General features: G+C 44.6%; 13 protein-coding genes and 1 tRNA gene. 7 read left to right on the forward strand and 7 right to left on the reverse strand.

What is annotated here, in order from left to right; translation table 11 throughout:
* Positions 1 to 47 precede the first annotated feature (47 nt).
* Positions 48 to 614 carry an alkyl hydroperoxide reductase subunit C gene (gene ahpC / locus DBK98_RS10000; RefSeq protein WP_005775969.1) on the reverse strand — a complete coding sequence of 189 codons (567 nt, stop codon included), beginning with the start codon at positions 612 to 614 and terminating at the stop codon, positions 48 to 50.
* A gap of 49 nt (positions 615 to 663) precedes the next feature.
* Here ahpC and DBK98_RS23210 point away from each other — a divergent pair, with 49 nt between their 5' ends.
* The 5 genes from DBK98_RS23210 (at position 664) to DBK98_RS10020 (ending at position 3,845) form a co-directional block, all read left to right on the forward strand.
* On the forward strand, positions 664 to 792 hold the full coding sequence (locus DBK98_RS23210) for a hypothetical protein (RefSeq protein ID WP_255504458.1): 129 nt from the start codon (positions 664 to 666) through the stop codon (positions 790 to 792).
* A 782-nt stretch (positions 793 to 1,574) separates the two neighbouring features.
* The gene (locus tag DBK98_RS10005; RefSeq protein ID WP_005809744.1) at positions 1,575 to 2,042 is read left to right on the forward strand and encodes a DUF4890 domain-containing protein; all 468 of its coding nucleotides are present in this window, start codon (positions 1,575 to 1,577) and stop codon (positions 2,040 to 2,042) included.
* A gap of 151 nt (positions 2,043 to 2,193) precedes the next feature.
* Positions 2,194 to 2,748, forward strand: a complete 555-nt coding sequence (locus tag DBK98_RS10010; protein ID WP_005775973.1) for a DUF4738 domain-containing protein — start codon at positions 2,194 to 2,196, stop codon at positions 2,746 to 2,748.
* Positions 2,749 to 2,863: 115 nt separating this feature from the next.
* Positions 2,864 to 3,307 carry a PepSY-like domain-containing protein gene (locus DBK98_RS10015; RefSeq protein WP_005775974.1) on the forward strand — a complete coding sequence of 148 codons (444 nt, stop codon included), beginning with the start codon at positions 2,864 to 2,866 and terminating at the stop codon, positions 3,305 to 3,307.
* Between the two features lie 37 nt (positions 3,308 to 3,344).
* Positions 3,345 to 3,845: a PepSY-like domain-containing protein gene (locus DBK98_RS10020; RefSeq protein ID WP_005775975.1), complete on the forward strand. Its 501-nt coding sequence runs from the start codon at positions 3,345 to 3,347 to the stop codon at positions 3,843 to 3,845.
* A gap of 103 nt (positions 3,846 to 3,948) precedes the next feature.
* On the opposite strand, the gene DBK98_RS10025 is transcribed toward DBK98_RS10020, so the two are convergent.
* Genes DBK98_RS10025 through DBK98_RS10035 form a run of 3 tightly spaced genes read right to left on the reverse strand, consistent with a single transcriptional unit; the run spans position 3,949 to position 8,787 of the window.
* A complete protein-coding gene (locus tag DBK98_RS10025; protein ID WP_005775976.1) occupies positions 3,949 to 5,157 on the reverse strand; it encodes an L-serine ammonia-lyase in 1,209 nt (402 codons plus the stop codon).
* Positions 5,158 to 5,213: 56 nt separating this feature from the next.
* A complete protein-coding gene (gene corA / locus DBK98_RS10030) occupies positions 5,214 to 6,275 on the reverse strand; it encodes a magnesium/cobalt transporter CorA (RefSeq protein WP_032535525.1) in 1,062 nt (353 codons plus the stop codon).
* Between the two features lie 13 nt (positions 6,276 to 6,288).
* Positions 6,289 to 8,787 carry an endonuclease MutS2 gene (locus DBK98_RS10035; RefSeq protein WP_032535526.1) on the reverse strand — a complete coding sequence of 833 codons (2,499 nt, stop codon included), beginning with the start codon at positions 8,785 to 8,787 and terminating at the stop codon, positions 6,289 to 6,291.
* A 154-nt stretch (positions 8,788 to 8,941) separates the two neighbouring features.
* Here DBK98_RS10035 and DBK98_RS10040 point away from each other — a divergent pair.
* Together DBK98_RS10040 and DBK98_RS10045 are read left to right on the forward strand one after the other, a co-directional pair.
* A tRNA-Ser gene (locus DBK98_RS10040) sits at positions 8,942 to 9,026 on the forward strand.
* A gap of 57 nt (positions 9,027 to 9,083) precedes the next feature.
* A complete protein-coding gene (locus DBK98_RS10045; RefSeq protein WP_008770854.1) occupies positions 9,084 to 10,049 on the forward strand; it encodes a CfxA family broad-spectrum class A beta-lactamase in 966 nt (321 codons plus the stop codon).
* A 103-nt stretch (positions 10,050 to 10,152) separates the two neighbouring features.
* Here DBK98_RS10045 and DBK98_RS10050 read toward each other — a convergent pair whose 3' ends face one another.
* The 3 genes from DBK98_RS10050 to DBK98_RS10060 form a co-directional block, all read right to left on the reverse strand.
* The gene (locus DBK98_RS10050) at positions 10,153 to 11,556 is read right to left on the reverse strand and encodes a hypothetical protein (RefSeq protein WP_004292946.1); all 1,404 of its coding nucleotides are present in this window, start codon (positions 11,554 to 11,556) and stop codon (positions 10,153 to 10,155) included.
* A gap of 224 nt (positions 11,557 to 11,780) precedes the next feature.
* A complete protein-coding gene (locus DBK98_RS10055; protein WP_004319668.1) occupies positions 11,781 to 12,737 on the reverse strand; it encodes a toprim domain-containing protein in 957 nt (318 codons plus the stop codon).
* Between the two features lie 214 nt (positions 12,738 to 12,951).
* On the reverse strand, positions 12,952 to 14,028 hold the full coding sequence (locus DBK98_RS10060; protein ID WP_004292948.1) for an AAA family ATPase: 1,077 nt from the start codon (positions 14,026 to 14,028) through the stop codon (positions 12,952 to 12,954).
* Position 14,029 lies beyond the last annotated feature (1 nt).

Genomic DNA, 14,029 nt, shown 5'->3' on the forward strand with positions numbered 1-14,029 from the left:
TAAAAAAGACCGGCATTGGGGGATGCCGGTCTTCATAGAATTACTGCTTAGATCTTACCGACCAGATCGATGCTCGGCTTCAGGGTTGCTTCGCCTTTTTTCCATTTGGCGGGGCAAACTTCTCCGTCGTGGGTAGCCACAAACTGTGCGGCTTCTACTTTGCGGAGTAATTCATCGGCATTACGTCCGATGTTGTTGTCCTGTATTTCGGCAATCTTGATCTTTCCTTCCGGATTTACGAGGAAGGTTCCGCGGTAAGCCATTCCGTCTTCTTCGATCATCACGCCAAAGCCACGGCTCAGTACGCCTGTCGGGTCTGCCAGCATCGGATATTTGATCTTACGGATACTTTCCGAAGCATCATGCCATGCTTTGTGTACAAAGTGGGAGTCGGTGCTTACCGAGTACACTTCCACACCCATGGCCTGGAATTGCTCATACTTTTCGGCAACGTCTACCAATTCTGTCGGACATACAAATGTGAAGTCTGCCGGATAGAAGAAGAAAATAGCCCATTTTCCCTTTACGTCTTCGCTGCTTACTGTTTTAAAACTTCCGTTTTGAAAAGCCTGTACTTTGAATTCAGGCATCTGTGAGTTGATAATTGGTTCCATAATTGTTTCTTATTTAGATTCATTCTTTATTTGTTTACGTTGCAAAAGTATGGCAAAATTTCCCGTTTCAACAAAAAATCCCATTGATAATATTTATCGGCTGATAGATGAAATCTTATGGGGTATGCAGCTCCATGTGTTTTTTGCCTGGTATAAGGACGGAACGTTCATATTGTAACTTATTTCTTTAGTCCTCTTCCGGAAAGATAGTAAAAACGTTGATTGGCTGACAAGCCCTTTGAGGATTCGGATCAAACCGGCGGGAGTGAAGTGCAAAAACTGAGTTTTTCTTCCTCAAGAAGCAGGCTTGGGCGGTGCGAAAGCCGGTGTTTTCATCCAAAAGAGCCAGTGTTTCCAGAAAAAGAAGTAAGCATTTGGTCCGAAAGACGTAAGCAACTTGAGAAAATGCTTACTTCTTTTTGGAATATCTCTATATGTTTTCTCTCATTACATATATTGTTCCCGTTTGAGAGATGAAAAGAGAGAGATTTTTTTCTGGTTGACCTTTGATTATGAAGGTGCCGAAACAGATAAAAGGGAAGTGCCGGACTTAAATAATACCCTTTTTGTTCTTATTCTTATAGAATAAGTGTTCTCTTGCCTGAAAATAGAGATTAAAGGTGATAAAGCGGAAAAGGCTGACCGGGAAAGGAGACGAAAAAAACGTTCTACTGCATTCTTGCCCGGAAAAAAGCAAATCTGGATCCATTCGATTATCAATTTGACAGAACGGCATTTTAAAGCCTTCGCCGTGGAAAGAGGAGGGAAGGGTGCTTGGAAGAGAAGGTGATATGAAAGCAAAGAGAGCGCAGACAGGTGTAGTCTAATCAAAATAGAAATAAGTTTGCGTTTTGTTAAAGTTGTATTCACGTTTAAACTTCTATCTGACTTTTTAGTCATATAGACAGTTGCAACAAAAAAGACAGATGATTATTTGATAATTTAAAAAAGAAAAGAACAATGAAAAGAATAAGTTTTTTGTTAGTGGCCCTTTTGATGGTAGGGGGAATGGCGATGGCACAAGGCCCGCGCAGAGGTGGTCAGAATATGGATCCGAAGGAACGTGCCGAGCGCATGACTGAACGTATGGCGAAAGAATACTCTTTGAATGAAACCCAGAAGAAACAACTGTTGGAAGCCAATATGGCTCTGATGGAGAAGATGGGAACACGTCCCGGAAAGATGAAACCCGAAATGAGGCAAGGTAAGGAGGGGCAGAGTCAGGCTACTGACAGCTGCACTTGTAAACAGGATAAAAGAAAAGCTCCCCGCATGTCGAAAGAAGACAGAGAAAAGATGCGGCAGGAGATGAAAGCTTCGCGTGAGGCTTACGATGCCAGTCTGAAGAAAATAATGACGAAGGAGCAGTATGAGGCCTATACCAAGCAGAAGGCCGAACGCGGACCGAAAAGAGGAGGTAGAAAGTAAATTTCAGTATGGATGATCAGTGATGGACCGGCGTAGCGGTATAGGGCGCCGGTTCCTCACTAATTGTCAGCTACTAATTACCGAAATACTTGTATATTTCCACTGCTTTTTGTTCCTTTGCCGTACGATTTAATAAACAGATGATTCAAATATGAAAAAGCTTATTTATCTGCTTGGGTTGACAATGCTTATGGTTATCGTTGCGTGTTCCGGTACAGCTGAAAAGAAACAGAGCGATATCCGTGTCTTGATGCAAGATAGCACCGATGCACATGGCTTGCAGCGGATGACAGCCCGGAAGAGTGAGATAGATATTAAATACAAAGGCAAAGAGTACCATTCGTTTATATCCCGTACCCCTAATGATTCACTTCCCCGGGTAGTGAGCCAGATGGGAAATACATACGTTGACAATCAGATTGTTCTGAGACTGACACGCGGGAATGAACGTATTTTTAGCAGGACTTTCACCAAGAAACAATTTGCGTCTCTGATAGGAGAGGACTTTATGGCAAAGTCCATTCTGGAAGGAATTGCTTATGATAAAACAACTCCCGAGGGATTTGTCTATGCCGCCAGTATCTGTTATCCGCAAACGGACTTGTATGTGCCCGTCTCCATTACGATCTCGACCGATGGGAAGATCAGCATGAAGAAAGAAGAACTTCTGGAAGAGGTATACGAGGAGGATACTTCTGGCCGTTAAAAAATACAAAAAGAGTTTACCCTTTTGTTTATTACCAAATCTTTCCCGATTCTATCTCGTTATTTGCAGTGTAAAATAATTCCGAAACTTATTATTTACACTAAAAATAACGATTATGAAAAAGATTCTATCTATTCTTGTTTTGGCTATCATAGCCGTTCAATTTGCGTTTGCAGGTGATATCATTACGAAAGACGTGATGACACTGCCTCTTCCGGCACGCAACTTTATTAATCAGCACTTTTCTAATCCGCAGATTTCGCATATTAAGATAGAAAATGAGATTCTGCAAACAAAGAAGTACGATGTGTTGTTGACTAATGCAACCGAGATCGACTTCGATAACCGGGGAAACTGGATTGAAGTGGATTGTAAGAAAGCCGCTGTTCCCGCATCGATTATCCCCGGCTTCGTGAAGGAGTATTTGAAGTCCAATGGATATAACTCTGAATTTGTAACCCAGATAGAACGTGACCGCAGAGGTTATGAAGTCGAGCTTAATACGGATTTGAGTCTGAAGTTTACCAAAGACGGCCGTTTCCGTAAAGCGGAATATTGATAAATTGGAATAAACCTGTTAAAAAAAGACCTTGATTATGAAATCGTTGAAATTTAGTTTGTTGGCAGCTGTGCTGCTGTCGGTAGTGTTTGCTTTCAGTTCGTGTGGTGATGATGACGATACAGGATATCTTCCGCCGAGCCAGGCCATTCAGGATGCACTGAAGAAGCTTTATCCCAATGCCACTGCCATTAAGTGGGAGCAGAAGGGTGTTTATTACGTAGCCGATTGTCAGGCTGACGGCAGAGAAAAGGAAGTATGGTTTGATGCCAACGCCACCTGGCTGATGACGGAAACCGAGTTGAACAGCATCAATAATCTGCCCCCGGCAGTGCTGACGGCTTTTATGGAGTCGAGTTACAGCAATTGGGTGGTGGATGATGTAGCGATACTGGAATATCCGAATGAACCTTATACGGAATTTGTGGTAACCGTGGAACAGGGTAAGAAGATTGATTTATACTTTTCGGAAGGTGGCGGTTTGCTCCACGAAAAAGATGTGACCAACGGTGACGATACTCACTGGCCCAGAACTTAAAGGTTGAATCTGCCGACCGAGGCACGTGAATAGTAAAAACAAGAGGATGTGCAATCTGTGGTGAGTCATGCACACCCTCTTGCGCTTTATGGAGAATGGCCTTTTACATCGGCTTGTAATCCTTTGCCAGTCCGCCTTCGCTTGTTTCTTTATAAAGTGAAGGGAGGTCGTGGCCGGTTTGTTTCATTACCTGTATTACCTTGTCGAAAGAGACGCGATGTATTCCGTCGGTGAATGACGAGTATAGATTGGCGTCCAGTGCACGTGCGGCTGCGTATGCGTTCCGTTCGATACAGGGGATTTGTACTAATCCGCACACCGGGTCGCAGGTCATGCCCAAGTGATGTTCCAGACCCATTTCGGCGGCATATTCAATTTGCGCAGGACTGCCTCCGAACAATTGGTTGGCTGCGGCCGAAGCCATTGCGCATGCCACGCCTACTTCTCCCTGGCAACCTACTTCCGCTCCGGATATGGAAGCGTTCTGCTTAACGATGTTGCCAATTAGTCCGGCCGTTGCCAGTGCGCGAAGAATGCGCATCTCACTGAAATCACGGCTCTTGGCAAGATGATAGAGAACGGCAGGCATTACTCCGCATGAGCCGCAGGTTGGTGCCGTTACGATTTTACCTCCCGAGGCATTTTCTTCACTTACGGCAAGTGCATAGGCAAAAACCAGTCCGCGGGATTGCAGGGAAGCTTTGTATCCGGTGGCCCGGATATAATATGTGGAGGCTTTGCGTCTCAGGTTCAACGGGCCGGGCAGTACACCCTCTTGTTCAAGACCACGCTGGACGGACTCTTTCATCGTATTCCATACTTCTCTCAGGTAGTCCCATATATCGGGATCTTCGCATTCTTTCACGTATTCCCAGTAACTCTTTCCGGTGTGTTCGCACCAATCCAGAATTTCGGTCATGCTGTTCATGCCATATACTTCCGGGCTTTCAATGGAAGCTTGTTTGTTGTCTTCGGCCAATGCACCTCCGCCAACGCTGTAAACGGTCCAGTTTTCAAGTTCGTTGCCATCAGCGTCGAGCGCAATGAAGTTCATTCCGTTGGGGTGGAAAGGTAGAAATATTTTAGGTTGCCATATAAGATCTACCGGTGCTGTCGGTTCCAATGTGTCGATGATGGCTACATCCGTCATGTGCCCTTTTCCTGTCGCAGCCAGGCTTCCGTAGAGGGTTACTTTGAACGATGCTGCTTCAGGATGTCGGGTGAGGAACATTTCTGCTGCCTTGCGAGGCCCCATGGTGTGGCTGCTCGAAGGCCCGGTTCCAATGCGATAGAGTTCTTTTATTGATTTCATATTAGCTAATTAGGTTGTTGCGCAAAGGTAATTGTTTTTTCAAGATTTTTGGTAACTTAATACCATTTCTTCTTACGGAAAAACCAGTATACGGCTGCGCCTACCAATATCATCAATATCCAGGCGTATACATATCCATACCGCCAGTCCAATTCGGGCATAATCTTGAAGTTCATTCCCCATACACCGACAAGAAAAGTCAACGGGATGAAGATGGTAGAAACAATGGTGAGCCGCTTCATGATGTCGTTCATCCGCAGATCATTGTTCGATATATAAAGGTCTACCAAAGACGATAACGTTTCCCGGCATATTTCGATTGTTTGCAATACGAATTGCAGATGGTCGTTGACATCATTGAAGAAGGCACGGTTCACTTTGTGCATCAGGGAGTTTTCCGCCCTCAGCAGTTTGACGTATTGTTCTTTTAACGGAAGAATGGCTTTTTTCATCAGCATATATTGCCGGCGGAGTGCCTGTATCTGGATGCCGATGTCGTTTCCGTCACTGATGGTGAGTAGCTCTTCTTCCAGGTCTTCCAGCGAGTCGTCGATGGTGGATACGGTGGAAATGTAGTTTCCCATCACGCTGTTCAGCAAAACGCTGAGCAGGTAGTCACTTTGCCGGCTCCGGATTTTCAGTACGTCATTGTGCAGGGCGGAGGTAACGTCATCGAAGAAGTCGGTTTCATTTTCCAGAAAGGTAAGCACAAAGTTGCTCCCTTGTATGATACACACCTGTTGCTGCTCCAATTCATCCATCTCATCTTCGGGGCTTGTTTCTTCTCTGTTGTTGAAGCGGAATATTTTCATGATCAATACCGTATACTTGTCATGCTCTTCTATCTTTGTGGGATGTTCGGCATTCAGAATATCCTGAAGGGTAAGAAAGCCTATTTCAAAGTGGCTGCATATTTCGCGGATGAGCTCGGTATTCTGGAGCCCGTGTATCTGCAGCCAGTTGATTTCTTCGTGGTTGAGTGCATTGGCTACAGCCTGGAAATCGGTGCCCGATACTTCCTGCATTTCGAGGGCATTGTAGGTACACAAATGCAGGTGAGTGGGAGTCTGGCTCTCACCGGTATAAACTAATCTTTCACTTAACAGGTTATTCTTCATATTCTTTGTTCTTTTATGCCAAATCGACTACCGTGATACCTGCTCCCCCAAATTGGACATGCTCGTCGGCGAAGTGACGGATACCCGGTACGGTTTGCAGATATTGGCGGATTAGGGTACGCAAAATTCCCGTTCCGGTTCCATGCAGAATACGTACCCGGCTCATACCGACCAGGATGGCGTCATCCACAAAATAGGTAACAGCCTGTAAGGCTTCGTCCCCCCGCATTCCCCGCACATCGATATCTTGCTTGAAGTTCAGCTTCTTCTCGTACATGCTGTCCTGGGTCTGGTTGCTGACAAAAGTGCTTTTAGCAGGCTCCTGTTTCTGAGGAGTTGCATTGCTTCGTTCCAACCGTTCCAGCTTTACGGTTGTTTTGATACTGCCGAAAGCTACGACTGCATTCTTTCCGTTGATCTCAAGCACTTCTCCGACAGAACTCTGCCCTTTGATGCGTACCGGACACCCTTCGGTGATGGGAGCTACTTGGGGAGTTTGCTGTGCAGCTTGTTGTTCTTTCGGAACATTCTGCTTTTTTTCTTTCTTCCGGTTTTGCTTTTCTTTCAGCTTTTCCATCTTTCGGGCTATCTTGTCCTCCTGTTCTTTGGAAGTCAGGCTGTCCATCGACTCGCGGAACTCTGCCAGTTCCTGACGGACGAGGCGTGTCTTTTCTTTTTCAGCCTGTGCCTCTTTAATGGTACGTATGGTGTTCTCGATACGTGCGTTCGATTCTTGCAATAACCGTTCGGCTTCTTCTTTGGCCTGGCGGATGATTTCCTTTCTCGACTTTTGCAACTCTTCCATTTCCGATTGATAACGGGCGATGGTTTCTTCCATCTGTCTTTCACGTTGACGGATGGTCTGGCGTTTGCCTTCCCAATAACGCTTGTCCCGCACAATGTCCTGCAAGTATTTGTCAGCATTGATGTACTCGCTTCCCACTATTTCGGAAGCATCGGCAATGACATCTTCCGGTAAACCGATTTTCCGGGCTATCTCTACTGCGAAAGAACTTCCGGGATTACCGATTTGAAGTTGGAACAGTGCCTGCATCAAGTGGCGGTCGTAGAGCATAGCTCCGTTTACCACACCTTCATGGTCTTCTGCAAAGTGCTTCAGATTTTGGTAGTGTGTAGTAATAACGCCGAAAGTATGCTTTATGTTGAATCGTTTCAGAACAGCTTCTGCAATGGCCCCGCCAATCTGGGGTTCTGTACCGCCTCCGAATTCATCGATCAGAATCAGGCTGCGTTCATTGCAACTCTTCATCATGATCTTCATGTTCGTCAAGTGGGAAGAGTAAGTGCTCAAGTCGTCTTCAATGGATTGTTCGTCGCCTATATCGATGAAGATGCTGCCGAACAGACCGGCGTGGCTGCGTTCGTGCATGGGTACCAGCATACCGCATTGTAACATGTATTGCAGCAGTCCGACGGTTTTCAGGCAGACTGATTTACCTCCGGCATTAGGGCCGGATATAATGAGGATGCGCTGTTTGGTACTCAGTTCTATATCCAGGGGAACTACCTTTTTTCCATGCTTGGCAAGGGATAATTGCAGCAGTGGATGAACAGCCATGGTCCAATCCAGTAATTGTTCGTTTTCCAGACCGGGCTTGATGCTGCTGGTTTGAATGGCAAAGTAACTTTTGGCGCGAATGAAATCGATTTCGGCCAGAAATTCGTACGATTGGAGTATCTCCGGAATGGAAGGACGCAATGTATTGGAAAATGTGGTCAGGATACGGATGATCTCGCGACGCTCGTCTCCCTCCAGTTCGCGGATGCGGTTGTTGGCTTCTACCACTTCTGCCGGTTCGATGAATACAGTTTTACCACTGGCCGATTCATCATGGACGATACCTTTGATTTTGCGTTTCAGCCCCGGGGCAACCGGAATTACCAATCGACCGTCGCGCATGGTCGGAGTAACGTCTTTATCCACATATCCGTCCGATTGAGCGTTACGCAGGATGCTGTTCAGCGAGCGTGAAATACTCCCCATCGTATTAGCCAATTCCCGGCGGATGCGTGACAGTTCGGTTGAGGCGTTGTCCTTGATTTTACCGTATTTGTCCAGAATGCCGTCTATCTTGGTGATAAGTTGCGGGAATACGGCAATATCTCCTGCGAGTCTTTTCAGGCTGGGGTAAGGGTGGTCGGATTCTTCTTCCTCGTTCCGTTGCAGAAAACGTACGATGTCGCGGATTGTCTCTAATGAACGCCGCAAGTCGAACAGTTCCTGTTCGTCCATGTACATGCCTTCTACCCGTACCCGTTTTAATGACGGACGGACATCGAAGAAAAACTGATCCGGGAAGTTATCTTCTTCTTGTATGATGCGGACAAACTCTGTGACTTGGTTCAGCAGTTCTTCAACAGTTTCAAATTGATCGGAGAAGTTCATTTCCGATACTCTCTCTTCTCCCAACGTACTGAGACATTTGTCCTTTAATAATTGTCTGATTTGGTCGAATCCTATTTTTTGCTCAAAATTCTGGGGATATATCATGTACTGTCTTATTTATCTGTATAACGCTTTAAGTTGAAATGTGCCGCAAAAATACGATTATTTCGCGAAAAAAATGCCGAAACGTTTGCAGATTTGAAAATGATTCGTACCTTTGCAGCGCTTTAAGAGAAAAGCACTATTGAAAAGTAGTTTTGGAGAGGTGGCAGAGTGGTCGATTGCGGCGGTCTTGAAAACCGTTGTACTGCGAGGTACCCGGGGTTCGAATCCCTGTCTCTCCGCAATAAACGCTGAAAATCAGCAAATTATAAAACAAACACCCAATTTTACACCCAAGTATGAAAAAAAGTAGAAGAAAACGCCTTGTAATTTTGTGTATAGCTTTAGTTTGTATCATAGTTTTAGTTTTTTTATTGTTCTCTAAATCAACTTCTAATAATAGTACAAATCCACCTTTGACAGATGTTTTGACTGATAGCATTTCTCGGATAGTATCAGCTTGTCCTGGTGAAATTGGAGTGGCAATTATTATTAATAACACAGATACAGTTAAAGTTAATGATAAGAGTGTATATCCTATGATGAGTGTATTTAAGGTTCATCAGGCATTAGCTCTTTGCAATGATTTTGATAACAAAGGGATTTCACTTGATACCTTAGTAAAGATAGATAGGAATAGACTTGATTCAAAGACTTGGAGTCCTATGATGAAAGATTATTCCGAGTTGGTTATATCATTAACCGTGAGAGATTTACTTCGTTATACTATTGCTCAAAGTGATAATAATGCAAGCAATCTGATGTTTAAAGATATGGTCAATGTTGCTCAAACTGACAGTTTTATAGCCACACTTATTCCTCGTTCAAGTTTTCAGATAGCTTATACAGAAGAGGAAATGTCGGCTGACCACGATAGGGCTTACTTTAATTATACATCTCCTCTTGGTGCCGCAATGTTGATGAACCGTTTGTTTACCGAAAGTATTGTCAGTGGTGAGAAGCAAAGTTTCATTAAGAATACATTAAAAGAATGTGTGACAGGTACAGATAGAATAGTCGCTCCGCTTCTTGATAAAGAAAGGGTTTCTATTGCACATAAGACGGGTTCTGGTGATGTCAATGAAAATGGTATTCTTGCAGCTCACAATGATGTTGCCTATATATGCCTGCCTAATAATGTCTGCTATACTTTAGCGATATTTGTTAAGGATTTCAAGGGTAATGAATCACAAGCATCACAATATGTTGCGCATATATCAGAGGTCGTATATTCTTTATTAATACAAAATTCGGCAATTCCTTAAGTTGCGTTTACTTTGAAGCTTCAATGGTAAACATTATATAATTTATACAATATAAAAGCACTTCGTAACTATCAGAGTGCTTTTATATTGTCTTTTTTTTCTATTATAACTTGAATCCTCTACTTTTTCTTGGTTCTTCCGTTGGTTGTCGCAAACCTTGCCGAAGTTTCTCCCATTGCTCTTTGAACCATTCGCTTATCGGTTGCCTGTTTATGGTCAGTACAAGTTTGCTATCATCGGTCGGATTCTTCTCCACCTTGAAGATGTTGTTTTTGATTTCAAACTTTCTTCTATGTTCCTCGGAATAAATCTTGCCATTACATTGGATAGCTTCTTTCCTTGTCAAAAGACAATCTATCATATCTTTGGTAAATCCAATGACAGCGCAGAGTTTTTCCATTCTCAACATTTCTCTAAGCATCGGAAACCACTTGAATGCCTTTTCAAGCAGAGTGTTCAATCGTGATATTTCCCTGTCTTTGGCTTCAAGTTCTTGGTTGTGTATGCTCTGAAGATTGCGTATCTGTTTGCCATGTCGCTCTTGCATTTCCTGCATTTGGATTTTGAGGGTGTCAATACCTTTGTCTCGTTTGGCAATCTCTTGGTGCAAATCTTCATTAGTTCGCTCCAGCTCTTTCATCTTTCCACTTCCGAAAAGAGAACCAACTCCGCTTGCTATGGCGGTGGCTGCATTGGTGGCTGTTTTCTTTAGCTTGTCAGTGCGTATTTCTGATTTCACCTGTTTCAGTTCCTGTTCAGCAAGACCTATCTGTTCTTCTTTGTGCCGTTTTGCAGCATCCATGCGTTGCAGTTCGGCTCTCTGCTTTTCAATGATGAAATCATTTCGTTCCAAATGTTCCTTTCCGGTCTCGGATTTAGATTGCCCACGTTGCATGGAGAGGATGTCAGATGCCAAAGTCTGCATTTCCATCATATCGTCATCATTGAGCTTTTGGCTCTTGCCCGTGTCGTGGTTCATCCAGTCGAATACGATATGGGCATGATAATTCGGCTTAAACCACTTTTCACCGACTTGGAAACTCTCCCTATCCCCGGTTTTGGGTTGTCCACTAAGCCAGTGTCCCTCGTCCTTATGCAGGAAGATTTGGAGCGGTGTAATACCCCAGCGTCTCTGGCACTCCTCACCAAACTTTCGTACATCTGCCAGTGTTGTATCTGGTCTGATGAGCAATACTCCCTCACGGATTGGAGAACATCCAGCCACTTTTATAATCTTTCCATTCTTTCCCTTGCGCTCACGCTCCTTTTCCTGCATCGCTCGTCCGGTCTTTTCCTTGACCATCCGTTTGATGCTGTCATAGTGCGCCTGCAGGTCAGGACTGCCGAAGCCCGGGTTTATCCACTGCTCGTTATTGGAAGTCAGTTCGGGTACAATGTAGATTCTGGACTCGCCGATATTGCGCATGTACTCGGCAGTTCTCCGGTTATGAGCCCCGCTTGATGTCACTCTGCAGGGTTTGATATGTATGCTTGATTTTGTTGCCATATTCTTAAAATTTGATTTGGATTGTTGATGAAATCTTCTGTTGTCCGCTCATAACCGCACAGGGTTCTTAGGGGTGCAACCCATAAGCGGAGATTGCAAAGAGAGGGGCACTCTTTGCTCGGGGTTCTTAGGGGAGAAACGCCCTGAGTGGGTCATTAGGGCAAAGCCCTAATCCCCTCGGGAGAGCCCACAACTACGAAAGCGAAGCGTGTAGTTATAGTGGGCTATAACCGAAAGCCGTTTTTCTTTTTCGGTGGTTGGCTGCGCACCCCTTTTGCAGATTGAACTTGCCTGTTTCTTTCAGTCTGTTTCTGTAAGTATTCGTTCAAGTCCTTGCATCCGCTGTATGTCTGCGAAGCGTCACGGATGTATAAGTCCCTGCCGTATTCCTTATAGATTTGCTGCATGGCTTCCATTCCTGCACGGTCATTGTCAAAGAAACAGTGGATGCGCTCATAGCTTCCCAACGGATAGATTGCTTTGGAAACATTGGCTACTGAGTTCAACACCATATAATCTTGCCTGTCCAGTTCGGGATATTTCGGGCAATTCTCCAATCTCAAAGTAAGAAATGAAAGATAGTCCATAAATCCCTCAAACACATAACATGTTTCCCTCGCTGTTCCCGGCTGTTTGATATGAGAAATCTCTTTCGGTGCGATGCATCCCTTGAAATACTGGTTGCGGATTTCATACCCACCCGACACATTGGGAAAGGCGATGGCGAAATACCGTTTGCCATTATGGGTGAAGTGCGCTTCACTGCATTCTCTTTTCGCCATTGCAATGTTTATTCCCCTTTCCTGCAAATAAGCAAGCAGGGCAGGAGAAGAAAGCGGTACAATCTCCAGTTGTTGAAAACTTGGCTCGGAAGATGATTGCTTGCCAAAAGAAAAAGACACGGGGCGAATACGGGGTGTCTGTTCTTCGATTTTTTGCAAGAGGTAAGGCACATGGTCGGAACAATAAAGTTCCTGTGCCAGTGCGATGATATTCCCACCTTTGCCGAGTGCAAAATCATACCATTGGTTACGTTCTGTATTTACCTTGAACGATGCTTCCGTTTCTTCCCTTAGTGGTGACTTATACCACAGGTTTATGCCCTGTTGTTTGACGGGTGAAAATCCTAAACTGTGCAGATAATCCGCTATTTTGATTTGTTTCGCTGTCTGTATATCCATAAGACGATAGGTTTAATGATAGTTGAATTGGTTTATTTTCTCTTTTCGCCCGTACCTCTTTATGAAGTACGGTCTGTATAATCACTTCACTTTATTTTCGTATATATAGAGTACGGTAATAAAGTGAAGCGGTTTTGCCACATTTCGCAACCACTTCGCTTTATCCCTAATATATAGACCCCCGGAATAAAGTGAAGCGATTGCAAGGTGTGGGCTAATAGTGGAAGTCGGGCATGAACGTGTACTTTCTGCCGTTCTCCTGCACTATCATTCGTTTGTTCCGAAGCATGGTGATGAGCGATACCGCCTTTTTGTGGTTCAACTTTACCCCCACAGACACATAAGTCTTAATTAAGGTGTCCTCCAGTTCCTTGTAGCCATATTCCTCTTTCAGCCCGAAAACTGCTTCCAATGCGATGCGGTGCTGCTGTTCGGTGATATGCCTGTAAGGGTCGAACTTTTCCTCTTCCGGTCTTCCCGGTTTCTTGGTTTCGGGCTTGTAACCCTCCAACAGTTCAGGTATGGCATTGTCATTGATGCGAAATGAAAAAGGCTCGAAGTCCATTGCCCGTATGTGCATGGCTGAAACATTGCTTATATCTCCATTGCTCTTGTCCTTTTCCACAAGAAGGACAGTTTCAGCCTTGTTGTTCAGTTCCGTACCGATATGCCCCCTTGCGTTCTCATCGCCCTTGTTTTGGTGGAGTATCGTGTGGATATGTATCTGCCTGTCGTCCGTCCACTGCATCAGCTTTGATATGATGCGTGTCGATTCACCGGGGCTGTTGATGTCATATACCATGTCACGGATGCCGTCTATGATTACAAGCCCTATGTCAGGCGTATTGTAAATAGCCTGCTCTACAATCCTGATACGCTGTTCGGGCGTGTATTTCCTCAAAGCAAGAAATTCCAGATGCTCATTGTCCCTGTCATCTGGAAGCCCAGCCATCCGTAAAATACGTTTCATGACTTTCAGACAATGATAAGGACTTTGTTCCGTGTCCACATACAGGATTTTCCGTTTCTCTTCGGGTAGTTCCGCCACATATCTTAGCACTGTACCATTCTTCAATGCTGCCGCCACGATAGCCGACACATTGAAAGTCTTTTTGCTTTTGGCTTTGCCGATTGATGCACTGAAATTACCCAGTGTACCAATGACCGAACCTTGCACTTTTAGAATCTCAGGTGCTTTCTCATAGATTTTCGACAGGCTCAGGCGTGAGGCTTGCCAAAGGATTACGGCTTCTTCCGCCGATATTTCTTTTATATCTTTCATATAATCCATA

This window comes from Bacteroides sp. PHL 2737, from assembly GCF_004115325.2.
Lineage (GTDB): Bacteria > Bacteroidota > Bacteroidia > Bacteroidales > Bacteroidaceae > Bacteroides > Bacteroides hominis.